Source organism: Pelomonas caseinilytica (genome assembly GCF_021353235.1).
Classification (GTDB): domain Bacteria; phylum Pseudomonadota; class Gammaproteobacteria; order Burkholderiales; family Burkholderiaceae_C; genus Pelomonas; species Pelomonas caseinilytica.
In genome coordinates, this window is the sequence record NZ_JAJTWT010000002.1 from 505,885 (window position 1) to 530,338 (window position 24,454).

General features: G+C 70.5%; 17 protein-coding genes and 1 tRNA gene. 5 read left to right on the forward strand and 13 right to left on the reverse strand.

Annotated elements, in window-relative coordinates; translation table 11 throughout:
• The first annotated feature begins 2 nt into the window (after nt 1-2).
• Nucleotides 3-2,261, forward strand: coding sequence for a RelA/SpoT family protein (locus LXT12_RS06125; protein WP_233390466.1), 2,259 nt, complete (start codon nt 3-5; stop codon nt 2,259-2,261).
• 16 nt (nt 2,262-2,277) lie between these two features.
• On the opposite strand, the gene greB is transcribed toward LXT12_RS06125, so the two are convergent.
• Nucleotides 2,278-2,847 carry a transcription elongation factor GreB gene (gene greB / locus LXT12_RS06130; RefSeq protein ID WP_233390468.1) on the reverse strand — a complete coding sequence of 190 codons (570 nt, stop codon included), beginning with the start codon at nt 2,845-2,847 and terminating at the stop codon, nt 2,278-2,280.
• A gap of 14 nt (nt 2,848-2,861) precedes the next feature.
• Here greB and LXT12_RS06135 point away from each other — a divergent pair, with 14 nt between their 5' ends.
• Complete coding sequence (locus tag LXT12_RS06135; protein ID WP_233390470.1) at nt 2,862-3,914, forward strand: CaiB/BaiF CoA transferase family protein; 1,053 nt, start codon at nt 2,862-2,864, stop codon at nt 3,912-3,914.
• Nucleotides 3,915-4,006: 92 nt separating this feature from the next.
• Here LXT12_RS06135 and LXT12_RS06140 read toward each other — a convergent pair.
• The 5 genes from LXT12_RS06140 to hemC form a co-directional block, all read right to left on the reverse strand.
• A tRNA-Arg gene (locus tag LXT12_RS06140) sits at nt 4,007-4,083 on the reverse strand.
• Nucleotides 4,084-4,204: 121 nt separating this feature from the next.
• Complete coding sequence (locus tag LXT12_RS06145) at nt 4,205-5,452, reverse strand: heme biosynthesis HemY N-terminal domain-containing protein (protein ID WP_233390472.1); 1,248 nt, start codon at nt 5,450-5,452, stop codon at nt 4,205-4,207.
• Nucleotides 5,453-5,466: 14 nt separating this feature from the next.
• Nucleotides 5,467-6,621, reverse strand: a complete 1,155-nt coding sequence (locus LXT12_RS06150; protein WP_233390474.1) for a uroporphyrinogen-III C-methyltransferase — start codon at nt 6,619-6,621, stop codon at nt 5,467-5,469.
• Nucleotides 6,622-6,637: 16 nt separating this feature from the next.
• Nucleotides 6,638-7,384 (reverse strand): uroporphyrinogen-III synthase, encoded by a 747-nt coding sequence (locus tag LXT12_RS06155; protein ID WP_233390476.1) that lies wholly within the window; start codon nt 7,382-7,384, stop codon nt 6,638-6,640.
• Nucleotides 7,381-8,307 (reverse strand): hydroxymethylbilane synthase, encoded by a 927-nt coding sequence (hemC, locus tag LXT12_RS06160; RefSeq protein ID WP_233390478.1) that lies wholly within the window; start codon nt 8,305-8,307, stop codon nt 7,381-7,383. The genes LXT12_RS06155 and hemC overlap by 4 nt, the downstream gene beginning before the upstream one ends.
• Nucleotides 8,308-8,360: 53 nt before the next feature.
• On the opposite strand from hemC, the gene LXT12_RS06165 reads away from it, so the two are divergent.
• Nucleotides 8,361-8,678 (forward strand): antibiotic biosynthesis monooxygenase family protein, encoded by a 318-nt coding sequence (locus tag LXT12_RS06165; protein ID WP_233390480.1) that lies wholly within the window; start codon nt 8,361-8,363, stop codon nt 8,676-8,678.
• Here LXT12_RS06165 and LXT12_RS06170 read toward each other — a convergent pair.
• The 7 genes from LXT12_RS06170 to LXT12_RS06200 form a co-directional block, all read right to left on the reverse strand.
• Nucleotides 8,650-10,884 (reverse strand): DUF6445 family protein, encoded by a 2,235-nt coding sequence (locus tag LXT12_RS06170; RefSeq protein WP_233390481.1) that lies wholly within the window; start codon nt 10,882-10,884, stop codon nt 8,650-8,652. The genes LXT12_RS06165 and LXT12_RS06170 overlap by 29 nt on opposite strands.
• Before the next feature lie 202 nt (nt 10,885-11,086).
• Nucleotides 11,087-12,067 carry a cupin-like domain-containing protein gene (locus LXT12_RS06175; RefSeq protein ID WP_233390483.1) on the reverse strand — a complete coding sequence of 327 codons (981 nt, stop codon included), beginning with the start codon at nt 12,065-12,067 and terminating at the stop codon, nt 11,087-11,089.
• 4 nt (nt 12,068-12,071) lie between these two features.
• Nucleotides 12,072-12,770 (reverse strand): SapC family protein, encoded by a 699-nt coding sequence (locus LXT12_RS06180; RefSeq protein ID WP_233390485.1) that lies wholly within the window; start codon nt 12,768-12,770, stop codon nt 12,072-12,074.
• Nucleotides 12,771-12,787: 17 nt separating this feature from the next.
• Nucleotides 12,788-14,344, reverse strand: a complete 1,557-nt coding sequence (locus LXT12_RS06185; RefSeq protein ID WP_233390486.1) for a tryptophan halogenase family protein — start codon at nt 14,342-14,344, stop codon at nt 12,788-12,790.
• A gap of 138 nt (nt 14,345-14,482) precedes the next feature.
• Entirely contained in the window at nt 14,483-17,542 is a 3,060-nt protein-coding gene (locus LXT12_RS06190) for a TonB-dependent receptor (protein ID WP_233390487.1), read from the reverse strand.
• A 483-nt stretch (nt 17,543-18,025) separates the two neighbouring features.
• Complete coding sequence (locus tag LXT12_RS06195) at nt 18,026-18,718, reverse strand: response regulator (protein WP_233390489.1); 693 nt, start codon at nt 18,716-18,718, stop codon at nt 18,026-18,028.
• Complete coding sequence (locus tag LXT12_RS06200) at nt 18,715-20,187, reverse strand: ATP-binding protein (RefSeq protein ID WP_233390490.1); 1,473 nt, start codon at nt 20,185-20,187, stop codon at nt 18,715-18,717. The genes LXT12_RS06195 and LXT12_RS06200 overlap by 4 nt, the downstream gene beginning before the upstream one ends.
• A 106-nt stretch (nt 20,188-20,293) precedes the next feature.
• On the opposite strand from LXT12_RS06200, the gene LXT12_RS06205 reads away from it, so the two are divergent.
• Entirely contained in the window at nt 20,294-21,553 is a 1,260-nt protein-coding gene (locus LXT12_RS06205) for a cytochrome-c peroxidase (protein WP_233390492.1), read from the forward strand.
• A 91-nt stretch (nt 21,554-21,644) separates the two neighbouring features.
• Entirely contained in the window at nt 21,645-24,443 is a 2,799-nt protein-coding gene (gene ppc / locus LXT12_RS06210; RefSeq protein WP_233390494.1) for a phosphoenolpyruvate carboxylase, read from the forward strand.
• The last annotated feature ends 11 nt before the right edge of the window (nt 24,444-24,454 follow it).

Sequence of the window (24,454 nt, forward strand, 5' to 3'; positions counted from 1 at the left end):
CCATGGCCCAACGCTCCCTCACCGCTTGGTTCACGCTGCCCGGTCTGCGCCAGGCGGCGCCTCCGACCACGGCGGAGGCGGCTTCGTTCGACGCCCTCCTGCCCAAGCTCGGCTACCTGAGCAAGGCGGAGGTCAAGCGCGTGCGCGAGGCCTACAAGTTCGCCGACGAATCCCACCTCGGCCAGAAGCGCGCCACCGGCGAGCCCTACATCACCCACCCCATCGCGGTGGCCGGCATCTGCGCCGAATGGCGGCTCGACGTGCAGGCGCTGATGGCCGCGCTGATGCACGACGTCGTCGAGGATTGCGGCGTTTCCAAGGCCGAGCTGATCGAGCGCTTCGACGCCACCACCGCCGACCTCGTCGACGGCCTCACCAAGCTCGACAAGCTGCAGTTCTCCACCAAGGAGGAGTCGCAGGCCGAGTCCTTCCGCAAGATGCTGCTGGCGATGGCGCGCGACCTGCGGGTCATCCTCATCAAGCTGGCCGACCGCCTGCACAACATGCGCACCATGGGCGCGATGGCGCCGCACAAGGCCCGCCGCATCGCCCGCGAGACCTTCGACATCTACGCGCCCATCGCCCACCGCCTGGGGCTGAACCAGACCTTCCGCGAGCTGGAGGACCTGTCCTTCCAGTACTTCCATCCATGGCGTTATGCCGCGCTGTCCAAGGCGGTGGCCAAGGCCCGCGGCAACCGGCGCGACCTGGTCTCGCGCATCGAGGGCGAGATCCGCTCGGCCTTCGCCAAGGCCAACCTCCGCGTGGAGGTGCACGGGCGCGAGAAGACCGTCTATTCGATCTACAAGAAGATGCGCGAGAAGGGGCTGATGAGCTTCGCCCAGGTCAGCGACATCTTCGGCTTTCGCATCCTCACCGAAGAGCCGCTGCAGTGCTACACGGCCCTCGGCGTGCTGCACCAGCTCTACAAGCCGCAGGCGGGTCGCTTCAAGGACTACATCGCCAACCCCAAGGACAACGGCTACCAGTCGCTGCACACGACGCTGATGGGGCCGCTGGGCACGCCGCTGGAGTTCCAGCTGCGCACCGAGGGCATGCACCAGATCGCCGAGCAGGGCGTGGCGGCGCACTGGATCTACAAGAGCCGCGGCAAGCAGGCCTCGGCGTTGATCGCCCAGCAGGCCAATGCGCGCTGGCTGCAAAGCCTCATCGACATCCAGGACGAGACGCGCGACGCCAACGAATTCCTCGAGCACGTCAAGATCGACCTCTTCCCGGACGCGATCTACGTCTTCACGCCCAAGTCCAAGATCATGGCCCTGCCCAAGGGGGCCACGCCGGTGGACTTCGCCTACGCCATCCACTCCGACGTCGGCGACCACTGCGTGGCCGCCCAGGTCAACGGCGAGGCCGTGCCGCTGCGGGCCGAGCTCAAGAGCGGCGACATCGTCGAGGTCATCACGGCGCCCGGCGCCAGCCCCAACCCCGCCTGGCTGAGCTTCGTGCGCACCGGCCGGGCGCGCTCCAAGATCCGCCATTACCTGAAGGACCTGGAGCAGGAGGAGTCGCGCGAACTGGGCGAGAAGATGCTGGCCCAGGCCATGCGCGTGGAGGGCCTGGCCTTGCCCAGCCTGGAGGTGGACGACCCGGCCGCCGCCATCTGGCACGACCTCGCTGCCTGGGCGGGCAGTGCCGGCACGGAACAGCTGCTGGTCGACATCGGCGCCGGCCGCAAGATCGCCGCCATCATCGCCAAGAAGCTGGCCCGGCTGATGGCCGCCCAGGGCCAGAAGCCCGACGCCCTGGCGCTGACGCTGGGCCGCTTCGCCGAGGCGCCGCCCGACCAGGGCAGCGTCACCCTCGACGGCAGCGAAGGCGCCTCGGTGCAGCTGGCCAGCTGCTGCCGCCCCATCCCCGGAGACGAGGTGCGCGGCTACCTCGGCCGTGGCGAGGGACTGATCGTGCACACCTGCGACTGCCAGGTCGGCCGGCGCCTCTTCCAGCGCGACAGCGAGCACTGGATCCAGGTCGAATGGGCGGAGGAGCTGACACGCAGCTTCGAGGCCGGCATCACGCTGCTGCTGACCAACGGCAAGGGCGTGCTCGCCCAGGTCGCGCAGGCCGTGGCCCAGGCCGAGGCCGACATCACCCACATCTCCATGACCGACGACGCGCCGGCGCGCGAGACGGCCGAAATGAACCTGCTGATCGCCGTGCGCGACCGCCTGCATATGGCCGACGTCCTGCGGGTGCTGCGCCGCACGCCCGCCGTGCAGCGGGTATGGCGCGTGAAGCCGTGACCCCCTCGACTGGCGGTCACCCCGGCTGCGGTGCCGGATAGCTCACGTCGACGACTTCGATCTTCTCCACGCCGCCCGGCGTCACCAGCTGCAGCTCGTCACCCACGCGCGCTTTCAGCAAGGTGCGGGCGATGGGTGAGATCCAGCTCACCTCGCCGGCCAGGCTGTCCGACTCGTCGATGCCCTTGATGATGATCGTGCGCTCCTCGCCCTTGGCGTTGGCATAGGTCACCGTCGCGCCGAAGAAGATCTGCTCGGAACCGAAGTGGACGCTGGGGTCCACGACCTCGGCCACGTCCAGCCGCTTGGTCAGGAAGCGCAGGCGCCGATCGATCTCCCGCAGGCGCTTCTTGCCGTAGAGGTAGTCGCCGTTCTCCGAACGGTCGCCGTTCTTGGCCGCCCAGGACACCGTCTCGACCATCTTGGGCCGCTCCACGTCGATGAGCTGCATGAACTCGGCGCGCAGCCGCGCATGGCCGGCCGGCGTCATGTAGTTGCGCGTGCCGGCCGGCAGCGCCGGCAGCGAGGGGCCGTCGCCATCGTCGTCGTCGGCCGCGTCGGGTTCCTTGGTGAAGGCCTTGTTCATGAGAGCATTGTCCGATGCATGTCCCCTCCTCCGCCGGCCCGCTGTCCGGCCTCCGTGTCGTCGAAATGGCCGGCCTCGGGCCCTGCCCGCTGGCCGGCATGCTGCTGGCCGACCATGGCGCCCACGTCACCGTCATCGAGCGGCCAGGCGGCCAGGTGCTCGACACCGGCACGGCGCTGGACCGGGGCAAGCAGCGCACCTGCCTGGACCTCAAGACCGCCGGGGGACTGGCCGAAGCGCGCACCCTCATCGAAGGTGCCGACGCGCTCATCGAAGGCTTCCGGCCCGGCGTCATGGAGCGCCTCGGGCTGGGCCCCGAGAGCTTCGCCGCCGGCCACCCGCGCCTCGTCTACGGCCGCGTGACCGGCTGGGGCCAAGCCGGCCCGCTCGCGCAGGCCGCGGGCCACGACATCAACTACGTCGCCATGTCCGGTGTGCTGTCTGTCGCCTCGCGCGCCGGCGCGGCGCCCAGCATCCCTGCGACGCTGATCGGCGACATGGGAGGTGGCGCGATGTTCCTCGCCTTCGGAGTGATGGCCGCCCTCTGGCAGGCCCGGCGCACGGGCCGCGGCCAGGTCGTGGATGCGGCCATGGTGGACGGTGTGGGGCTGATGTCCAGCCTGCTGCACTCCATGCGCGCCGCCGGCCACTGGAGCGACGCACCGGCGGACAACTTCTTCCTGCACAGCTCGCCCTTCTACGACTGCTTCGAATGCGCCGATGGCCGCTTCGTTTCGCTGGGCGCCCTGGAGCCGCAGTTCTACGCCGAGCTGCTGCAGCGGCTCGGGCTCGACGACGTGGATCCCACTGCGCAGCACGACCGCAGCCGATGGCCGGCCCTGCGGGAGCGCGTGGCCGCGCGCATCCGCGAGAAGACACGCGACGAATGGACCGCACAGCTGGAAGGCAGCAACGCCTGCTTCGCCCCGGTGCTGAGCCTCGCGGAGGCCCCACAGCATCCGCATGCGCAGGCCCGCGGCAGCTTCTTCCGCGATGCCGAGGGGCGATGGATGCCGTCACCGGCGCCGCGCTTCTCGCCACTCGCCGGTTCGAGCGACGGCAGCTGACTCAGCCGGCCGGCCTAAAGAACGCAGAAAAAACGCAGAAAGGAAAACGGGTCAGATGCTTTCGCATCTGACCCGTTCACTCTTCTTGTTATTGGCGCGGCTGGCAGGATTCGAACCCACGACCCCTTGGTTCGTAGCCAAGTACTCTATCCAACTGAGCTACAGCCGCTGAAGCCTCACAGTATAGCCAGATTTTTTGGCTCTCAGCAAGAGTTCGGCGTTTTTTTGAAAAAACTTCCGGAGGCGTCGCATCGCAGGCCCCGCAAGGGCAGCAGAGCCACAGCGCCGTCTCAAGGCAGGCGCGCCGCGGCTTCGAAGCAGCGCGCGCGGCGGGCTTCGTCGCCCTCCTGCTCGGCCAGGGCCGCCAGGGCCAGCCAGCTGCGGCGGCGGGCGGCGCTGGGCATGCCGGCATCCTCGGCCACCGCTTCCAGCATCAGCCGCGACTTGCCCCAGAGCTGGCGCTCCACGAGCGCATGGCCCAGCGCATAGGCCAACGAACGCTCGCGCGGGAAGCGGGACTGTGCCGATTCGAGGCGCTGCAGCCAGTCGGGGCCGCAGCCGGCGAGCACCGGCACCAGGGCATTGGCGAGGGCCGCACGATCGTCGGGCTGCAGTTCGGCCAGGTCGTCGAAGAAGGGGCGCAACCAGCCGCGGCCATCGTCCGGCGCGCCGAGCTGACCGGCACACTGAGCGGCACGGGCGGCGACCAGCGGGTCGCGGCGGTCGGCGGCGTCGAGTTGCTGCCAGACGGTGCGCAGCTGGTCGACGTCGCGGGCACCGTCCAGGGCCTCGAAGGCCAGCGAGCGCAGCAGGCCTTGGGCCGCGACCTTGGAGAAGGCCTGGTGCTTGGCGAGCAGCCGCGCCGTGCGCAAGGCGTCGAGCGGCTGGCGAGCCAGGCGCGACGCCTGCAGGCGCAGGCGCAAGGCCTGGGTGCGACGGGCCACGCCGGGCGGCAGTTCGCCCAGCAGGCCGAGGGCCCGGGGCGCGTCGCGGTCGTCGAGGGCCCATTCCGCGGCCAGCAGCCGGGCGCCGTCCTCGTGGGCCCGGGCGCCGCCGTGGCGACGCGCCAGCTCCAGCGCCCGGTTGAGCTGCTCGTCGCGGTGCCGGCGATCCTGCAGGCGGTGGGCGCTGGCCGCGGCCAGCAGATGGGCCAGGGCCATGAAGGCCTGGTCGGCCGCCAGCTCGGGGGTGGCGGACTGGATGTTGAGGGCCTTTTGCGCCGACTTCTGCGCGCGGCTGAAGCGGGCACCGAAGAACTCCACCAGGGCTTCGCGCAGGGCCAGTTGGGCACTGCGCTCGCGCTGGGCCAGCCGCCATTCGCGGGCCCGGCGCGGCAGCGTCGTGAGCGCCTCGATGGCCTGGATGGCCGTCACCAGCGCGAAGCAACTGGCCAGCAGCAGCAGCAGGAAGAGGTTGAGGGAGATGTCCAGCCGCCAGCCGGCCCAGTAGAAGCTGGCCAGGCCGTCGTTGGAACCCAGGGTCAGCGCCGCGACGACGGCGACGGTGAACAGCAGGACCAGCCAGATGACGAGACGCATGGTGGGCTAGGGCCTCATCGACCCGCGGCTGCGGCGGTCAGTGCGGCCAGAGTGTCATCCGGCCGCGGCACGCTGACCTGGCGGGCCTGCCCCGCCACCTGGCGCAGCAGCTCGCCCACGCCGGCCACCTTGCGGGAACGCATGTCGAAGTAGCGGTTGAGCATGTCCTGACAGTCGCGCAGGTCGGACTGCGCGGTGTCGAACTGGCGGCTGAGCAGGGCCAGCCGGGCGTTCAACAGGCGCAGCTTGAGGTTCTCGCGCAGGAAGAAGCTCTGGTCGGGCGAGATCAGCGCGGCCTCGGGGTGCTCGATGCGGGTCACGCGCAGCAGCGTCCTGGCTTCGCCCCAGACCACGCCCGTCCAGCTCGACAGCTGCTGGGACGCCTGCCACCACCACAGCGCCAGCTTGCCGTCCGCAGCGGCGGCGGCCTGCTCGCGCTGCAGCTTGAGGGCCCGCTCGCGTTCGCGGGCGGCTTCGCCGTTGCGGTCGTCGCCGCGCGGGCGCGGCGCGGCTTCGTTGCCCGAGACCAGCGGCAGCTCATCGGCCATGCGCACGACTTCGTCGAGCTTGATGGTCAGCGTGGAGACGTCGACGACCGCGACGGCCTTGACCCGGTCGAGGTCGCGAGCGACAGCGCGGCGCACGCCCTCCATGCGCGGCTGTTTGTAGCGCAGCAGGCGCTCGTCGGCCTGCTTGAGCGTGGCCACCAGCGGCTCGGCGCTGCCGGTGATCTGGGTCTGCTGCAGGGCCACGCGGATGGCCGCCTCGATGTCGCCAACGACGTTCTCGTCGCGCGAGCGGGACATGGACTGGATCAATTCCTCCAGCTGGCCGCGCTGCAGGGCCACCTCGGCCAGCCGCGCATCCAGCAGCGAGACCTTGGCGGCGGTGTCGCGCACCAGCTCGGCCGACTGCTTGGCTGCCAGCCGCGCCTCGGTGGCCTGGGCCGCACTCGCCTCCTGGCGCCGCACCAGCTCCCGCTCCAGCGACTGCTGGCGCGACAGGCTCTGCCAGGCCAGGGCGAGGCAGGCCAGCAGGGCCACGCCCATCAGCGCGAGCAGCCAGGGCATCCAGCCCGGCAGGGCAATGGTCGGCGGCGCGGGCGTCGGGGGTGACGGGGGCGGGAGGGCCGCGGCTTCGGCGGGGATGGGCGGGGTCGGCTCGGTCACGGTGCGCCAGATTCTGTCAGAGGCCTTTCAGGGCCCGAGTCACCGCTTCAGGGTCCGGTCGCGCCAAAACCACAGGAGCGAAACCTGCCGCGCGGGCCGCTTCGGCGATGCGCCGATGGGTGGCGATGGCGCGCTGGCCGGCCAGGGCCAGGCCCTGCAGATGGCCCACGGCTTCGGCGCTGCTGAAGAGCCAGGCATGGCCCGCCGGATCGGCCTGCACGCGGGCCAGCAAGGCCTGCTCGGCGGCGTCCAGCCGGGGCCCTGTGCGGTGGTAAACCGTAACGGCCTGAACCTGCGCACCGGCCTGCGCCAGGCGCTCGGCCAGCCACTCCCGGCCGCCATCGCCGCGCAGCACCAGCACGCGGGCGCCGGCCCAGTCGCGCCGCGGCTCCAGCCGGGCCCACAGGTGTTCGGAATCGAGGCTGGCGGCGTCGGCGGCGGGCTGGACGATCCGTTCCGCCGGCACGCCGTGCTCAAGGAGGGCCTGGGCGCTGCCGGGGCCGACGCAAGCCGCCAGCGTGCCCGGCGGCCAGCCGGCGCCCTCGGCGCGGGCGAAGAACTGCTCGACGGCGTTGGGGCTGACGAAGACGGCCAGGTCCGTGTCGGGCAGCCCGGCCCAGGCGGCATGCACGGGGCCGGCGTCGCGGGCTGGCAGGATCTCGATCAGCGGCAGCGCCGCCGCGTCGACCCCCAGCGCGGCCAGCCGCGCGAGCCAGGCCGCGCACTGGGCACGCGGCCGGGTGACGATCAGCTTGACGGTCATCCGGGCAGGTAGGAGCCAGCGCCCAGCTCGTGCAGGCGCTGCGCCGCCTGCTGGCCGAGGCTGCGCGCCGCGGCGACGTCGCCCACGGCGGCCGCCACGCTGGAGCGCAGCAGCGGCGAGGCGTGCAGCTCGGCGTGGCCGAGCGCCGCGTCCAGGCACAGCGTGCTGCCCTGCCAGTGGGCATGGGCGGCCAGCGGCAGGCTGCAACTGCCGCCAAGGGCCCTCGAGACGGCGCGCTCGGCTTCGCAGGCGAGCAGCGTCGGCGTATGGGCCAGCCGGCCCAGGGCGGCGGCCAGGCCGGCGTCGTCGGAGCGGATCTCCAGGCCCAGCGCGCCCTGCCCCGCGCAGGGCAGCATCTGGCCGACGTCGAAAAGGGCCCGCACGCGGGCGCCCAGGCCCAGGCGCTTGAGCCCCGCGGCGGCCAGGACGATGGCGTGATAGCCGCCCTCGTCGAGCTTGCGCAGCCGCGTGTCGAGGTTGCCGCGCAAGGGCTCGACGCGCAGGTCGGGCCGCAGGCTGAGCAGCTGCGTGACGCGGCGCAGGCTGGAGCTGCCGACGACGGCGCCCTCGGGCAGCTCGGCCAGCGAGGCGTAGTCGTTGGAGACGAAGGCGTCGCGCGGGTCTTCGCGCTCCAGCACCGCGGCAAGCATGAAGCCCTCCGGCAGCTCCATCGGCACGTCCTTGAGCGAGTGCACCGCGAGCTGGGCGCGGCCGTCGGCGAGGGCCGCTTCCAGCTCCTTCACGAACAGGCCCTTGCCGCCGATCTTGGACAGGGTGCGGTCCAGGATCTGGTCGCCGCGTGTCGTCATGCCCAGCAGGGTGGCGCTGACGCCGAGTTCGCGGGCCAGGCGGTCCCGTACATGTTCGGCCTGCCACAGCGCGAGGCGGCTCTCGCGCGTGGCGATCGTGATGGAATTGCTCATGCTCCGATTATCGAGGCGGGACAATCGGCCGGAATCCAAAGGAGGAGGCTTCGATGATCGTCACGGTGTTCCGCTCCCGCCTCAAGGACGATGCCCGGGCCGATTATTTCGACCTGGCCCCGCAAATGAGCGCACTCGCCCGCACCATGCCAGGCTACCGCTCCCACAAGGTCTTCATGGCCGAGGACGGCGAACGGGTCATCATCGTCGAGTTCGAGGACGAGGCCAGCCAGCGCAACTGGTCGCTCAACGCTCTGCACGTGGACGCGAAGAAGCAGGGCCGCGCCAACTTCTACGCCGAGTACACCGTGCAGGTCTGCGAGGTGCTGCGGGAGTCGCGTTTCAAGACCGGTCCGGCCGACGGCTCTTGAAGAAGGCGTTGACGGTCAGCCGGCCCAGGCCGGCCCGGTAACCCGCCGGGTTGTCGGCCCAGCGGATGTCGCCGGAGTGGAAGATGCCGCCGTCGTAGAAGATGGCCCGGTTCCACCGGGCCGGCACGCGGCCGATGACCTCGAAATACGCGTTGCTCTCGGTCATGTAGCCCGGCGCCAGGCCGTACTTGTCGCCGAAGGCGCGAGGCTCCAGGGCCTGCGCGTCCTGGCGCAGCTGCCGGACCTGTTCATCGGGCACCCGCGGACGGAAGAACACGGTGCCGCCCAGGCTCTCGTCCTTGAAGAGGTAGTGCACGCAGGCCGACATCGCCTCCGCCGGGTCCAGCCCCGAGTCGTCGCGGTGGCAGATGCGCTGGCGCGCGTCGAGGCTGGCCGGATCCTGCACGACGCGCGAGAAGCGCGCGAACATGCCGAGCGGGGCGCCGAGACGCAGCGGCTCGGCCAGTTGCCTGCGGAAGAATCCGTCCAGTTCGGCGGCCAGGCTGTCCGGCAGCCCGAGCTGCGGGCCGGGATAGGGCTGGCCCGGCATGGCCTTGAACTGGTCCGCCGTGGCCTGCGCCAGCGCGACCAGCGCCTCAGGGTCCTCGGCGAAGTCGTCGACGACGAAGACCTTGGCGCTATCGGCCAGGGTCAACACCTCGACCCGGGCGCGCGGGTTGATGCGCAGCGCGGGCACGGCCGCCGACGGCGTGGCCACCGGCAGCTTCGCTGCGGGCGCGAACTGCTGGATGAACTGCTGGTGCCGGGGCAGCTTCATCAGCGTGCGGGCGATGTCCTTGCGGATCTCGCCGAGGAAGTCCGCCAGGCTGCGGTCGTCCATGTTGCGCGTGATGGGATGGTGGCTGGCCGGGGTGATGCCCTGCCCCATCATGACCAGCACCCAGGAGTTCTCGGCGAACAGCTCGCCCTGGCGCAGCATGACCCGGGCGGTGTCGCGGAAGTGCTGGATGCGGTGCGCCAGCAGCGGCGGCACGTCCATGGCGCGGCAGTCGCGCCAGAAGGGCGAGTCGTCGCGGTCGGTGACGTGGTAGTGCAGGATGATGAAGTCGCGGATGACCTCGATGGCCTCGCGTGACTGCTGGTTGTACTCGTCGACGTCGCTCTGGCGGATGCCGTCGGTGGGGAAGAGCTCGACGAGGCGGCTCATGCCCTTCTGGATGAGGTGGATGCTGGTGGATTCCAGCGGCTCCAGGAAGCCGCTGGACAGGCCGATGGCGACGCAGTTGTTCTTCCAGACCTGCTCGCGCTGGCCCGGCGTGAAGCGGATGACCCGCGGCTCGCGCAGCACCTCGCCCTGGACGTTGGCCAGCAGCGCGGCCTTGGCCTCGTCGTCGCTGACGTGGCGGCTGCTGAAGACGACGCCGTTGCCGACGCGATGCTGCAGCGGGATCTGCCACTGCCAGCCCCAGGGGTGGGCGATGGAACGGGTGTAGGGCACGGGCTCGCCGACCGAGGTCGTCTGCACGGCCAGGGCGCTGTCGCAGGGCAGCCAGTGCGACCAGCTCTCATAGGGCACGCCCAGCGTCTGGCCGATGAGCAGGGCCCGCATGCCGGTGCAGTCGATGAAGAAGTCGCCCTCCAGCAGCGGCCCGTCCTGCAGCTGCAGGCCGGTGATGTCGCCGCTGGCGGCATCGGTGCGGACCTCGGCGATCTTGCCCTCCAGGCGCTGCACCCCCATGGCCTCGGCCATGCGGCGCAGGTACTGGCCGTAGAGCGTGGCGTCGAAGTGGTAGGCGTAGTTGATGCCGTTGTCGGGCAGGGTGGCGAAGCGCTTGTCCAGGGCCGCGCGCAGCTCCAGGCAGTAGTCGCCGTAGTCGCTGGCCAGGCCGCGGCGGCGCCCCTCCAGCCAGAAGTGCTGGAAGCCCGCCGTCCAGTGGCCCTTGCCGGTGCGGCCGAAGGAGTGGAAGTAGTGCTGGCCGACGTTGCGCCAGTTCTCGAAGTGGATGCCGAGCTTGAAGGTCGCCTGTGTGGCCTGCACGAACTCGCGCTCGTCCAGGTCCAGGATCTCGTTCATCAAGTGCAGCGTCGGGATGGTGGCCTCGCCGACGCCCACCGTGCCGATCTCCTCGGACTCGACGAGGCGGAAGTCGTACTGCCGGCCCAGGCACTTGGCGAGACCCGCCGCCACCATCCAGCCGGCGGTGCCGCCGCCGGCGATGACGATGCGCTTGATCGGTTTGTTCATATTCAGTTGTCCAAGGTGCTTGGCACGGCCACCCGCGGCCCATGAAACCGGTGTATTGCGGGCCGAGCGCTGGGCCGCTCCCGAGCCGGCCCGCGCTGGCGATGTGCTTGCGGCTCAATGCCGCAAGCACCGCCGTCCCCGAGGGGGACCGACCGGACTCGCTCGCGTTCAGCGATGCGAGGGTGGGCGAGGGGCTCATTCATTAGCGATTCAGGCGGTTGCGCAGCATGGCGCGCAGCTGGCGGGCGCTGTGCTCGTTCATCGGCGCGAGGACGCCGCGCGCCGAGGGCGGAATGTGGGCGGCGGTGGTCTCGTCCGCATCGAAGACGTAGTGGTCGAACAGCGCCCGCCAGGCGTCGCGCTGGGCGGGCGGCAGGTCGCGCAGCGACAGCAGGGCCAGCATCAGCGTGTTGAGCGGCGTGTCCATGAAGCCGGGCGACTGGCGCCACCAGAAGTTGACCAGGGCGTTGATGGGCTCCAGCGACTCCACCCCATGCCACCACTGGCTGGGGATGAAGAGGGCGTCGCCGGGTTCCAGCTCGAAGACCTGGGCCTGCTCCAGCGCCTGCGCATAGCGCGGAAAGCGCTCGAGGTCGGGCCGGGCGTGGTCGACCAGGCTGACGGGCTGGCCGGCGGGCGTGAGGTCCAGCGGGCCGATGTAGAGGTTGGCGACCTGGTCGGGCGGGAAGAGTGTGAAGCGGCGCCGTCCGGCGACGACGCAGGCGACGTTGTCGGGCAGGTCGAAATGCGTGGCCACCTGCATGCGGTTGCCCAGCCACAGGCTCACCAGCGGATCGAAGCGGTCCACCTCGGGCAGCGGGTGGCTGGCGCGCAGGCCGGGGAAGGCGGCGTCGAGCTCCGTGGAGCCGAGGTAGAGGGCGTCGTCCGAGCCGGCCAGCAGTTCGTCCAGCAGCGCGCCGAACGGAGCGTTCTCGCGGTGGAAGTTGAAGCCGCTGAGGTCGTCGTTGTAGAAGAATCGCCCGCCGATCTCCGGCCCGCCGCGCCAGACGCCGAGTTGCGTGGACGGCGCGAAGCCGCGCAGGTAGTCGCAGAAGTCTGCGACGGAGCGCCCGGCCGCCTGCACCAACGGCCAGTGCTTCACCAGCCCCGGCAACAGCACCGGCCGCGTCGAATGCAGCACGTCGTCCGGAATGGCGGTGCCGGCGTCTGGGCGGACGGTCATCGGCTCACGCTTCCCGGGCGAGGTGGCGCTTGATCAGCGCCCTGAAGTTGGACAACGAGGCCAGGGCCATGTAGATGGGCATCAGGTAGTCGGCCTGGTGCAGCAGGGCCACGGCGCCGGCGTCCAGGGCCGCCAGCCGGTCCTCGTTGATGATGGAGAAGCCGAGCAGCTGGCCGTGGCTGCCGTCGGGCCGCTCGACGTCGAGGGTGAAGGGCTCGAGCAGATCCTGGGCCACCAGCGTCTCGACGAATTCGGCCGTCGCCTGCAGGCCTTCGTGCAGGGTGCGCAGCACGGCATTGGCGTTCTCGGTGAAATCGGTCGTGCCGCCGTGCGGCAGGAAGACGGCCTCGCCCTCGGCGCCCCGGCCGATGCGCCTGCTGGACATGTCCACCAGCATGCGCAGCTCGTCGCCCTCGGCCACGCCGATGGAGAAGGGCATGCGCTGCACGGACAGCGGCAGGTAGTCGGCGTCCCAGCCCTCGTCGGTGAGGAAGAGGTTCTGCCCTTCCTGCAGGCCGAAGAGCACGACCGGCAGGAAGCTGCCCTTGCCGTCGGGCTGGAAGACGATGGGGTAGTGGGCCTGGAGCTTGCGGAATTCGTCCAGTGTGACGGGGGCGGACATGAAGTCGTCGCCCCATTGCGCGCCGCGCCGGGTGACGATGCGCAGATCCTTGTGCTGGATGTTGTTGAGCAGTTCGAGCATGGCGTTCGGAGGGAGGATCAGTGCGACGGCGGCAGGCCGTGCGCGCGGATGTGGTCGATGAGGTCGCGGTGGCGCGGCAGCCCGCCCAGCAGGCGCCGGGTCATTGTCGTCACGTCCTTCATGCAGGAGCGGGCCGCCGCCAGGCGATCGGCGCTCAGGGGTCGCAGCGCGGGAGCGAACTGCATGCCGTAGAGGACGTACTGGTAGCTCGCCGCGGGGAAGACTTCCTCGGTGCGGTAGAAATCGTTGCGCGACGGCAGGCGGTGGGCCCAGAGCTGCAGCAGCTCGCGCAGCGATTCGGGCTGGCTGGCCATGCTGCGGTGCTCGCGCCAGTAGTCGGCATCGTCGCGGCGGCTGAGCACGTAGTGCAGCTTGAGGAAGTCGATGACCCGCGACCAGCGGTAGGCGAAGGCCTCGTTGAAGCGTCGGGCGACCAGGTCCATGTCGTCACGGCCGGCCGGCATCTCGTCGCGGATGAAGGCGGCAGACAGCTCGACCAGGGCCAGGGCCGAGGCTTCCAGCGGCTCGATGAAACCGGCAGCCAGGCCGACGGCGACGCAGTTGCGATGCCAGAACTTGTCGCGGTAGCCCGGGCTGAAGCGCAGCCGGCGCGGCGTCGCCCCGGCGGCCTCGAGGCCGCAGCGCCCGATATAGGCCTGCAGCGCCCGCTCAGCCGCGTCGTCACTGGTGTGGCCGCTCGAATAGACCAGGCCGATGCCGCGCCGCGTGGGCAGGCCGATGTCCCAGGTCCAGCCTTCGGCATGGGCCGTGGCGATGGTGGCCGAGGCGAGCGGCGCCTCCGGCGCGGCGTGCGGCACCTGCACGGCCAGGGCTCTGTCGTTGAAGAGCACGCCCCGCTCGGAGCGCAGGCCGATGCCGTAATGCTGGCCGAGCAGCAGGCTGGCCAGGCCCGAGCAATCGATGAAGAGTTCGCCCTCGATGTCGCCGTGGGCACGGGTCGAGAGCGCAGCGATGTCGCCGTTGTCGTGCGAGCGCACGGCGATGAAATGGTCGACCACGTGGCGCACGCCCAGCCGCGCCGTCGCATGCCGCTGCAGCAGCTGGCCGAGCTTGACGGCATCGAAGTGGTAGCCGTAGTTGACGACGCCGCCGAAATCCGGCGTCGTGGTCTGCTTGGGCGCCAGCTGGGCGTCGCAGAGCTGGGGCTGCGGCCCGACGCTCTCGGCGAAGGACTGCGCGCGGCCGTCCTGCAGCCAGGCGGCGGCCAGCTCGGCCTCGCCAAAGCCATGGGGCAGCGTGAAGGGGTGGTAGTAGCGGTCGCCGGCGGCGCCGTGCAGCCAGCCATCGAAGCGCGAGCCCTGCTTGAAGGCGGCATCGCATTCGCGCACCAGGTCGACCTCGCTCAGGCCGATGCGGTGCAGGGTGGCACGCATGGTCGGCCAGGTGCCCTCCCCCACGCCGATGGAGGGAATGTCGGGCGATTCGATCAGCGTGAACTGCAGCGCGCCGGGCGTGTCACCGCCCAGTTCGGCGGCCAGGGTCGCGGCCGTCAGCCAGCCGGCCGACCCGCCGCCTAACACCACGATGCGTCGCACGCCTGGAGTGGAATTCATGACGGTGAGTATGGCCGGCGGCTGGCGTTCCCGCCCCGCACGGCCAGGGGAGTCCTGCAAAACAAGCTGGCCGAGGCGGACATGGCTGCCCGCCCCGGCCAAGGCGCCGCCCGGCAAGCCGGGCGGCGGGGTCATCGATCAGAAGCGGTAGCGGGCACCGATCAGGTAGCGGCGGCCGGTCTGGAGGGCCGAGACCAGCATCTCGTTCGTGCGGCCGTGTTGACGGATGTAGCCGTCGTTCAGGTTCAGCAGATCGAGTTGCAGGGTCAGGTTGCTGCCGAGCTTGTAGCCGATGGACGCATCCACCTGGCCGTAGGGCTCGGTGTAGACCGGGTTGTTGCCGTTGCCGTCGCTGGTCGCCGCGAGGAACTCGCCGCGCCAGTTGTAGGCCGCGCGGATGGACCAGACGTCGTTCTCGTAGAAGCCCACCAGGTTGGCCGAGTCGCTGACGCCCAGCAGGGCTGCCTGCTGGTCGGTGCGCAGGTTGTTGAACTTCAGGCCCGTCTTCACCTTGGTGTAGTTGCCCGACACGCCGAAGCCGCTGCGGCCGAACATGTGCTGGAAGTTCAGCTCCAGGCCCTTGATGTTGTCGCCAGGCCCGTTGGTGAAGGTGGTGACCTTGAACGGGATGGGCGTGGCACCCGGCACGGCGCTGGTGATGGTCCCTGCGACTTCCGCGGCGTCCAGCGGCCCCGTTGCCGTCACGCCCGGCTGGCCGTTGTAGTTGCGGAAGATGTAGTTGCGGATGCACAGCGGCTGGGTGTTGCCGCCGCAGGCCGCCAGCGCCGCGTTGTAGTAGGTGCCGCTGGCCGGGTTGAGAATGCCCGGCACCGTCGCATCGACGCTCGACGTGGTGACGAAGTTGCTGACCTTCTTGTAGAACAGGCCCAGCGCCGCGTAGCTCGACTTGGCGTAGTAGTACTCGGCCGACAGGTCGAAGTTCTTGGAGCGCAGCGGCTTGAGCGCCGGATCGCCGGTGGAGCCGGTGCCGCCGCCGTTCGGGTTCGCCGTGCCGCCCAGGCTCAGGCCGCCCTGCATCTGGTTCCAGCCCGGCCGGCCGATGTTCTCGCCGTAGCTGGCGCGCACCTTGAGGTTCTCGGCCAGGTCGGCATCCCAGTCGATGCTGGGGAGCCAGTAGGAGTACTTGCCGGACTTGGTGCCGAAGGTCGTGCCGCCCGAGGCGAGGTTGATCTCGTTCTGCGAACCCCAGGTCGTCGTGCCCGAGTGGTCGACCACCTGCGAGGAGGACTCCACCTTGGTGCTCTCGTAGCGCACGCCCACCGACAGGTTCATCGGGATGGCCGTGTCGAAGGCGTGGTCCCACTGACCGTAGAGCGAGCTGGACTTCTCCGTGGCGCGCCAGTCGTCGCCGCGGGTGTAGTCGCTGGCGGCGGCAAAGTAGGCCTCGGCCTGGGCCTGCGTCATCCCCGGCGTGTTCGCCTGCTTGATCTTGACGGCGCGGTCGCGGAGGCTGGCGAAGTCCGCCATGTAGAAGGACGGGAACAGGCGCGGGTCGTCGTGGCCCGGGATGCGGCTGAAGAAGCTGCTCAGGCTGTAGGTACCCGTGTTGATGCCGGCGAACTGGCCCAGCGACGGTGCGACGCCGCTCCAGTCGTTGTTCTGGTTGTTGTAGCTGGCGGAGCGGTTCTTGGTGCGGGTGAAGCCCAGGCCCGCCAGCAGCTTGTCGTCGGTGCCGAGGCGGTAGGTGCCACGCGTCTGGAACTGGTCGACCGTCTGATCGCTGAGGTTGTTGCGGAACTGCGTGCCGGTGACGTTCAGCTTGGTGTCGTCGAACTTCTGGCCGGGCAGGCTCAGGATCGGGAACTTCTGGTCGTAGTAGGCCGTGGCATTGCCCTGGTTGAACATCGCCAAGTCCATCGTGCTGTACGTGCCGTAGGGGCTGTCCGGCGTGGTCTTGGCGTTCGAGTGGTGGGCGTCGAACTCCAGGCGCAGCGCATCGCTGACCTTCCAATCGGCATTGAAGCCGGTGGAGTTCAGCTTGGACTTCTGGGCGTACTGGCCGGTGTTGAGGGCCAGGTCGTGTGTGCCGTCCCAGATGGCCGTCTGGACGATGGGCGCGGCGACGGGGCCGGTGGTGAACTGCGTGGCCGGGTTGGTCTTGAGATCGCCGGAGAACGAGTTGTTGAACCAGCTCGACATCTCGGCGTTCTTCGAGTGGAGCGTGTTCATCGCCAGCGTGTGGTCGAGGGTGAACTTCAGCTCCTTGCTCGGCGCGAACTGCAGCGTCGCCTGGCCGTTGATGCGCTCGCGCTCCATGCCCGTCAGCGAGTAGCGCAGCTCGCGCGAGGTCGCGTACAGGCCCGCGGGGTTGTTGACGATGTTGGACGCCGGGCTGACCGACTTCACCGCCGGATCGTTGGTGCCCCAGCCGTTCTGCGTGTAGGCCTTGTTGGAGCCCGAATCGCGCTTGGAGTAGCTGCCGCTGATCGAAATGCCGATGGTGCGGTTGGCGAAGGTGTCGCTGTAGATGCCGGAGACTTCCGGCGTGGTCTTGCTGCCTTGCAGCGGGCCCGGCAGGCGGCCGACGGAGGCGTCGTAGTTGGCCTTCACGCCGATGCTGGCGATGCGCTCGCGCACGTCGAGCGGGCGGGCCGTCTTGACGTTGATGGTGGCGCCGATGCCGCCGGTGGGCGACTCGGCGCGGGCCGTCTTGTAGACCTCCAGGGCGGCAATCGAGTCGGACGACAGGTTGGCGAAGTCGAAGGCACGCGAGCCGTTGGCGCCGGCGCCTTCCCAACCGATGACGGCGGTAGGCATCTGGCGGCCGTTGAGCAGCACCATGTTGAAGTCGGGGCCGACACCGCGGACGGTGACCTTGGAGCCTTCGCCACTGGCCGAACGGTCGATGGACACGCCGGCGATGCGCTGCATCGACTCGGCCAGGTTGGTGTCGGGGAACTTGCCGATGTCCTCGGCGACGATCCCGTCGACCAGGCCGCGAGACTCGCGCTTCAGCGTGACAGCGCTGTCAAGGGACTTGCGAATACCCGTGACGACGACGGTCTCCAGCGACGTGGGCGACGAGGCGGCTCCCGCGGGGGCTGCGGCGCCGGTCTGCTGCGCCTGGGCGGCAGCCGCCCCGGTCAGCAGCGCGATCGAGGATGCCCATGCAACGGGCTTGAGCCGCTGTGCGAGCTGCCCCCCCCGCCGGGTCTTGGAAATCTGAGGGTGTTTCATTTGTCTCCTTACTGACATGGCCGGCTCTGAAGTGAGCCGAGTGATGACGACTTTTGTAGGCCTGCCGTGTGCCGATTGGTAGCGTTACCAGCTTCCCTCAAAAAAAGAGTTGCCAGCCCAATCGCCCGACGTACTGTATTTTTTTGCCCTGCCCCGTCCTCCTGGGGTTTACGCGAGTTGAGTCTGGCGATTTGCGCAATCCACAACACCAGTCGGAACGCGCCTTTTCAGGCGTGGTGCAGCGCTGGCGGAGCCCTGTGAACCCGCCGTTGGGGTAAGCGTTGGTAGCGATCTCAGCAACGATGTTACTGACCGCGCAATTCACCGGCAGAACTCAAATTGACAACGCTGTCTAAGATATCCCAAACGATGAGGGGATTCAATCGCCACGGGTGTTGTGGTTTTCCCGGAAGTCGCCAAGCAAGGGTCGGCCGCCGAGTGGTGCTGCGGCCGGGCGACGCCGATACGCGGGCCCCTGCCGTGTCAGGCCGCGTCGAGCCGGTAGCCCACCCCGTAGACCGAGGCGATGCATTCCTGCGGCGGGTCGAGTGCGGCGAGCTTGCGGCGGATGTTCTTGACGTGACTGTCGACGACCCGGTCCGAGACGTCGCGGAAGTCCTCGTGGATGAGGTCCAGCAGCTGCGCCCGCTCGAACACCCGCCCGGGATGCTGCAGCAGCTGCCGCAGCAGCCGGAACTCCACCGGCGTCAGCGACAGGGCCTGCTCGTGCCACAGGATGCGCTGGCCCGCCTCGTCCACGGCGAAGCCGCCCGCCGCCGGCACCAGGGTCACCGGGGCGAGCCGCCCCTGCGCTCGGCGCAGCAGCGCCTTCACCCGCGCCACCAGCTCCCGCGGGCTGAAGGGTTTGCAGACGTAGTCGTCGGCGCCCAGCTCCAGGCCGAGCAGCCGGTCCAGCTCCTCGACGCGGGCGCTGTTGATGAGGATGGGCACGTCGCTGAAGGCACGCACAGCGCGGCAGACCTCCAGGCCATCGAGCCCGGGCAGCATCACGTCCAGCAGCACGGCGGCCGGCATGGGGCCGGTCCTGAGCCGCTCCAGCGCGAGGCGCCCGTCGGCGAGCCATTCGCTGCGAAAGCCCGCGGCATGGAGGTAGTCGCGCACCAGGGCCGCGAGCTTGGGTTCGTCCTCGACGACGAGGATGAGTTCGGCGCTCATCGCGGCTTCAGCGGCAGGGTCAGCACGATGGCGAGGCCGCCGAGCGGCGAGGGCTCGGCACGGATGCGCCCGCCGTGGGCAGCGGCGATGGCCTTCGCGATCGCCAGGCCCAGGCCGGAGCCGCCGAAGGCGCGGCTGCGCGACGGATCGGCCCGGTAAAGTGGGTCGAAGAGACGTTCGAGGTCGCCCTCAGGCACGCTGGGCGGCGTGTCGTCCAGCCTCACCTCGATGGCCTCCCCGAGGGCACGGGCCCTGATCTGCACCAGCCCTGGCGCCTCGGTGTAGCGCAGGCTGTTTTCCAGCAGGTTGGCCAGCAGTTGCGAGACGCGCACGGCATCCCACTGCGCGGCCGGCAGCACCGGCGGCAGTTGGGCTTCGACCACCAGGCCCTGGGCGCGCGCGCGGGGCACGATGCGGTCGACGGCGGCCTGCAGCAGCGCGGCCGGCGCGACCGCCTCGAATTCGCAGGGCAGCGCCCGCAGCTCCGAGGTCGCCAGCAGATGGAAGTCCTCGACCAGGCGGGACAGCCGCCTCACCTCCTCCTGCAGCGACCCCATCGCCGCCCGGTCCAGCGGGCGGATGCCGTCCACCAGGGCTTCGACCTCGCCGCGCAGCACCGCCAGCGGCGTGCGCAGCTCATGCGAAAGCTCGGCGATCCAGCGCTGGCGGCTGCTCTCCAGCCGGGACAGCGCGTCGGCCATGGCGTTGATGTCGCCGTGCAGGGCATCGATCTCGCTCGCGCCGCCGGCCCGCGGCGCCGGTAGGCGCACGCCGAATTCGCCGGCCGCGATGCGCCGCGCCGCCGACTGCGCCTCGGCCAGCGGCCGCGCCCAGCGCAGCGCCACGATGCGCGCCAGCGCCAGGGCCGCCAGCAGCACACCGCCGGCCACCGCAGCCAGGCCGATGTACTGCCGGCGCAGGAAGCTGGCGTCGACACCCTCCGCCGGCCCGGCGCGCTCGGCCAGACGCAGCACCGCCACGGTCTGGCCGTCGAGCTTGACGGCGCGCGTCTGGCCCGGCCGGTCCAGGGTCTCGCGCCGGCCGGCCAGCGGCGTGACGCCATCGGGCGCGAGCACGACGATGCGCGGCCCGAAGTTGGACGGGTCGCGCCGCGGCGGCGGCAGGTCGCGGCGCGCCTCCGGCGGCGGCGGCCGGCCGTCGAAATCGCCACGGCCGAGCGGCGGCGGTTCGTCGGGCGGGCCCTCGGGCGCGGCCAGCCGGCCACCGTTGGTGCGCGAGGCCTCCAGCCAACTCCGCAGCGCCGGCCGCCAGTCCTGCGGCGGACCGCCGCGCTGGGCCAGGTCGCGCTCGGCGGCTTCCATCAACCGCGACAGGTGCTCGCCGTCCTGAGCCTGCAGGTAGTCCGAGAAACCGGCGCGCAGGTTCCACACGACGAGGCCCGCCACCGCGGCGACGGCCACCAGCGCCGTGGCGATGAGGAGCAGGGAGAGCTGGTGCACGAGACGCATGCGCGCATCTTGCCCGGCAACTGTGGAGGCGGCCTCCACACTTCCTCCATCGTCGGCCCAAGCTCGGTCGCAATGCTCATGGCACCCACCACGCGAGGAGACCGCCATGACGCAACGACTGCACCACGCCGCCATCCAGCCGCCTTGGCACCGGCGGCCAAGCCACGCCCTGGCCCTGGCGCTGCTCACCCTGCTCGCGGCCTGCGGCGGCGGCGGGGGCGGCACGGCGGCGACATCCACCGGAGGCAGCAGCAGCGCGGCCAGCGTGCCGGCAACGCCCGCCCTCACGCTGGCCCAGCTCGGCGACCGGCTGTTCGAAGAGACCGCGCTGTCCGCCAGCGGCAAGCTCGCTTGCGCCAGTTGCCACGTGGAGGCCCGAGGCCATGCCGACGCGGCCGGCAGCTTCCTGCCGCTGGGCGGCGCTGACGGCAGCCGCCAGGGTCTGCGCAGTTCGCCGAGCGCGCGCTACCTCGATCTGGCCGGTGCCTTCGCCTTCGACGCCCAGGGCCGTCCGCACGGCGGCCTGTTCTGGGACGGCCGCGCCGACAGCCGCACCCAGCAGGCGCGCGGACCGCTCTTCAATGCCGCCGAGATGGCCAACGCCGACGTGCCGGCCCTCGCCGCCCGCCTGCGCGCCCTGCCCTACGTGGCCGACCTGCGCGCCGCCGCGGGCCTCCCCGCGGCCGCCACCGACGACCAGCTCGTCGACGCCGCCGTCGCCGCCCTGGCCCGCTACCAGGCCGAGGACGCCAAGTTCCACCCCTTCACCAGCAAGTTCGACGCCGTGCAGGACGGCCGCGCCAGCTTCACCGCCCAGGAGCAGCGCGGCCTCGACGCCTTCAACGACCCTCAGCGCGGCAACTGCGCCAGCTGCCATGACAGCCGGCCCGCACCGGGCCTCAGCCGCGCCCACTTCACCAACTTCAGCTATCACGCCCTGGGCGTACCGCGCAACCACAGCCAGGCCACCGCCGACCCGGCCTTCTTCGACCTCGGCCTGTGCGGCCCACAACGCAGCGACCTCGCCGGCCGCACCGACCTCTGTGGCCTGTTCCGCACGCCGTCACTGCGCAACGTCGCCCTGACCGCGCCGTACTTTCACAACGCCAGCTTCGCCGCGCTCGAAGACGTCGTCGCCTTCTACGCCACGCGCGACGTCGACCCGGCGCGCTGGTACCCCGTCGTCGGCGGCCAGGTGCAGGCCTATGACGACCTGCCGGCCGCCTACCGCGCCAACCTCCAGCGGGGCGCTCCCTTCCGGCGCGCCGGCCAGGCGCCGGCCCTGTCGGCGCAAGACGTGGCTGACATCGTCGCCTTCCTCAACACCCTGACGGACGGCTACACCGTGGCGCCACCCGCCAACTGAAGGGCTGCGCCGGCGGGGAAGAAACTGCTAGAGTCCGCTTGAGGTAATTTCGTTACCTCTCCTCTAGCAAATCCCTTCCGGACGACCCGCCATGCCTCCACGAGCCGCTCCCGCCCGCGCGCCAGCCGACCCCAAGGCCGACAAGAACGAACCGCTGCTCGCGGACATCCGGCTGCTCGGCCGCCTGCTCGGCGACGTCATCCGCGAGCAGGAGGGCCGGGAGGCCTACGAGCTGGTCGAGCGGATCCGCCAGCTGTCCGTGGCCTACCGCCACAAGCACGACAAGGAAGCCGGCAAGCGCTTCGACAAGCTGCTCAAGAGCCTGTCCGGCGAACAGGCCGTCAGCGTCATCCGGGCCTTCAGCTACTTCTCGCACCTGGCCAACATTGCCGAGGACCGCCACCACATCCGCCGCCGCGACATCCACGAGCGCTCGGGCAGCCTGCAGCCCGGGTCGCTCGCCTACTGCCTGGAGCACTTGCACGAGGCCGGCATCCGCCCCGCCGAGATCGCCGAGGTGCTCAGGCGCGGCTTCATCTCCCCCGTGCTGACGGCCCACCCGACCGAAGTGCAGCGCAAGAGCATCCTCGACGCCGAGCGCGCCGTCGCGGCACTGCTGGAGGCGCGCGACCGCGCCGGCACTGAACGCGAGCTGCGCGAGGCCGAAAGCCTGCTGCGCGCCCGCATCACCCAGCTCTGGCAGACGCGCATGCTGCGCTACTCCAAGCTCACGGTGGCCGACGAGATCGAGAACGCGCTGTCCTACTACCCCGCCACCTTCCTGCGCCAGATCCCCAAGCTCTACGCCGAGCTGGAGGAGCACCTCCCCGGCCAGGCCCTGCCCAGCTTCCTGCGCATGGGCCACTGGATCGGCGGCGACCGCGACGGCAATCCCAATGTCGGCGCGGCCACGCTCAAGCGCGCGATGCAGCGCCAGGGCGAGGTCGCCCTGCGCCACTACCTGACCGAGCTGCACGAACTCGGGGCAGAGCTGTCCATCTCGCTGCGCCTGACCGGCGTCTCGCCGGAAATGCAGCAACTGGCCGAGCGCAGCCCCGACCAGAACGCCCACCGGCTGGACGAGCCCTACCGCCGCGCACTCACGGGCATGTACGCGCGCCTGGCCGCCACGCTGCACGAGCTGACCGGCACCGAGGCCCTGCGCCACGCCGTCGCGCCGCAGGACCCCTACCGCACCCCCGAGGAACTGCTGGCCGACCTGCGCACCATCGAGGCCTCGCTGCGCAGCCACCATGCCGAGGCCCTCGTGGCGCCGCGCCTGGCGCCGCTGATCCGCGCGGTGCAGGTCTTCGGCTTCCACCTCGCGACGCTGGACCTGCGCCAGAGCAGCGACCAGCACGAGCTGGTGCTGGCCGAGCTGCTGGCCACCGCCCGCATCGAGGAGGACTACGCCGCCCTCGACGAGGCTCACAAGCGCCAGCTGCTGATCCGGCTGCTGAACGACGCCCGCCCGCTGCGCGTCATCGGCGCGCGCTACACCGACAAGGCCCTCGGCGAGCTGGCCGTCTTCGAGGCGGCCCGCGAGGCCCTGGCCCGCTTCGGCCGCGAGGCGCTGCGGCACTACATCATTTCCCACACCGAATCGGTGTCCGACCTGCTGGAAGTGGCCCTGCTGCTGAAGGAGACCGGGCTGCTGCGCGGCACGCTGGACGGCTACGCCACCAGCGACCTCATCGTCGTGCCGCTGTTCGAGACCATCGGCGACCTGCGCATCGCGCCGACCATCATGCGCGAGTTCTACGCCCTGCCCGGCGTGCGCGGCCTGGTGGACCGGTCCGGCGGCGAGCAGGACATCATGCTCGGCTACTCCGACAGCAACAAGGACGGCGGCATGTTCACGTCCTCGTGGGAGCTCTACCGCGCCGAGATCGCCCTCGTGGAACTCTTCGACGAACTGCGCCGCGCCGGCCCGCTGACGCTGCGCCTCTTCCACGGCCGCGGCGGCACCGTGGGCCGCGGCGGCGGCCCGAGCTACCAGGCCATCCTGGCGCAGCCCCCGGGCACCGTGAACGGCCAGATCCGCCTGACCGAGCAGGGCGAGGTCATCGCCTCCAAGTACGCCCACCCCGAGATCGGCCGGCGCAACCTCGAGACCCTGGTGGCCGCCACGCTGGAGGCCACCCTGCTGCACCCGACGCAGAGCGCGCCGCGCAGCTTCCTCGACGCCGCCCAGGCCCTGTCCGACGCCAGCTTCGCCGCCTACCGCGGCCTGGTCTACGACACGCCGGGCTTCGCCGACTACTTCTTCGCCAGCACGCCCATCCGCGAGATCGCCGAGCTCAACATCGGCTCGCGGCCGGCCTCGCGCAAGGCCACGCGCGCCATCGAGGACCTGCGCGCCATCCCCTGGGGCTTCTCCTGGGGCCAGGCCCGCGTGGCCCTGCCGGGCTGGTGCGGCTTCGGCTCGGGCGTCGAGGCCTTCCTCGGCGAGGAGCCCGCCCAGCGGGCCAAGAACCTGGCGCTGCTCAAGCGGATGTGCAAGGGCTGGCCCTTCTTCCGCGCCCTGCTGTCCAACCTCGACATGGTGCTGGCCAAGACCGACCTGGCCCTGGCCGAACGCTACGTCGAGCTGGTCGAGGACAAGCGGCTGGGCAAGCGCATCTTCTCGGCCATCAAGGCCGAGTTCGAGCGCACCCAGCAGGCCCTGAACCTCATCACCGGCGACCACCGGCGCCTGGCGGCCAACCCGTCGCTGGCGCGCTCCATCGAGCACCGCTTCCCCTACATCGACCCGCTCAACCACCTGCAGGTCGAGCTGATGCGCCGCTACCGCCGCACCCAGGCCGACGACCCGGCCATGGAGCGCGTGCAGCGCGGCATCCACCTGTCCATCAACGGCATCGCGGCCGGCCTGCGCAACACCGGCTGAGCGAGGCCACG

What these genes read in the sequence shown, in the direction of transcription:
- LXT12_RS06125 (WP_233390466.1), top strand. Translation starts at nt 3, where the DNA reads ATGGCCCAACGCTCCCTCACCGCTTGGTTCACGCTGCCCGGTCTGCGC.
- greB (WP_233390468.1), bottom strand. Translation starts at nt 2,847, where the DNA reads ATGAACAAGGCCTTCACCAAGGAACCCGACGCGGCCGACGACGACGAT.
- LXT12_RS06135 (WP_233390470.1), top strand. Translation starts at nt 2,862, where the DNA reads ATGCATGTCCCCTCCTCCGCCGGCCCGCTGTCCGGCCTCCGTGTCGTC.
- LXT12_RS06145 (WP_233390472.1), bottom strand. Translation starts at nt 5,452, where the DNA reads ATGCGTCTCGTCATCTGGCTGGTCCTGCTGTTCACCGTCGCCGTCGTC.
- LXT12_RS06155 (WP_233390476.1), bottom strand. Translation starts at nt 7,384, where the DNA reads ATGACCGTCAAGCTGATCGTCACCCGGCCGCGTGCCCAGTGCGCGGCC.
- hemC (WP_233390478.1), bottom strand. Translation starts at nt 8,307, where the DNA reads ATGAGCAATTCCATCACGATCGCCACGCGCGAGAGCCGCCTCGCGCTG.
- LXT12_RS06165 (WP_233390480.1), top strand. Translation starts at nt 8,361, where the DNA reads ATGATCGTCACGGTGTTCCGCTCCCGCCTCAAGGACGATGCCCGGGCC.
- LXT12_RS06170 (WP_233390481.1), bottom strand. Translation starts at nt 10,884, where the DNA reads ATGAACAAACCGATCAAGCGCATCGTCATCGCCGGCGGCGGCACCGCC.
- LXT12_RS06175 (WP_233390483.1), bottom strand. Translation starts at nt 12,067, where the DNA reads ATGACCGTCCGCCCAGACGCCGGCACCGCCATTCCGGACGACGTGCTG.
- LXT12_RS06180 (WP_233390485.1), bottom strand. Translation starts at nt 12,770, where the DNA reads ATGCTCGAACTGCTCAACAACATCCAGCACAAGGATCTGCGCATCGTC.
- LXT12_RS06185 (WP_233390486.1), bottom strand. Translation starts at nt 14,344, where the DNA reads ATGAATTCCACTCCAGGCGTGCGACGCATCGTGGTGTTAGGCGGCGGG.
- LXT12_RS06190 (WP_233390487.1), bottom strand. Translation starts at nt 17,542, where the DNA reads ATGAAACACCCTCAGATTTCCAAGACCCGGCGGGGGGGGCAGCTCGCA.
- LXT12_RS06195 (WP_233390489.1), bottom strand. Translation starts at nt 18,718, where the DNA reads ATGAGCGCCGAACTCATCCTCGTCGTCGAGGACGAACCCAAGCTCGCG.
- LXT12_RS06200 (WP_233390490.1), bottom strand. Translation starts at nt 20,187, where the DNA reads ATGCGTCTCGTGCACCAGCTCTCCCTGCTCCTCATCGCCACGGCGCTG.
- LXT12_RS06205 (WP_233390492.1), top strand. Translation starts at nt 20,294, where the DNA reads ATGACGCAACGACTGCACCACGCCGCCATCCAGCCGCCTTGGCACCGG.
- ppc (WP_233390494.1), top strand. Translation starts at nt 21,645, where the DNA reads ATGCCTCCACGAGCCGCTCCCGCCCGCGCGCCAGCCGACCCCAAGGCC.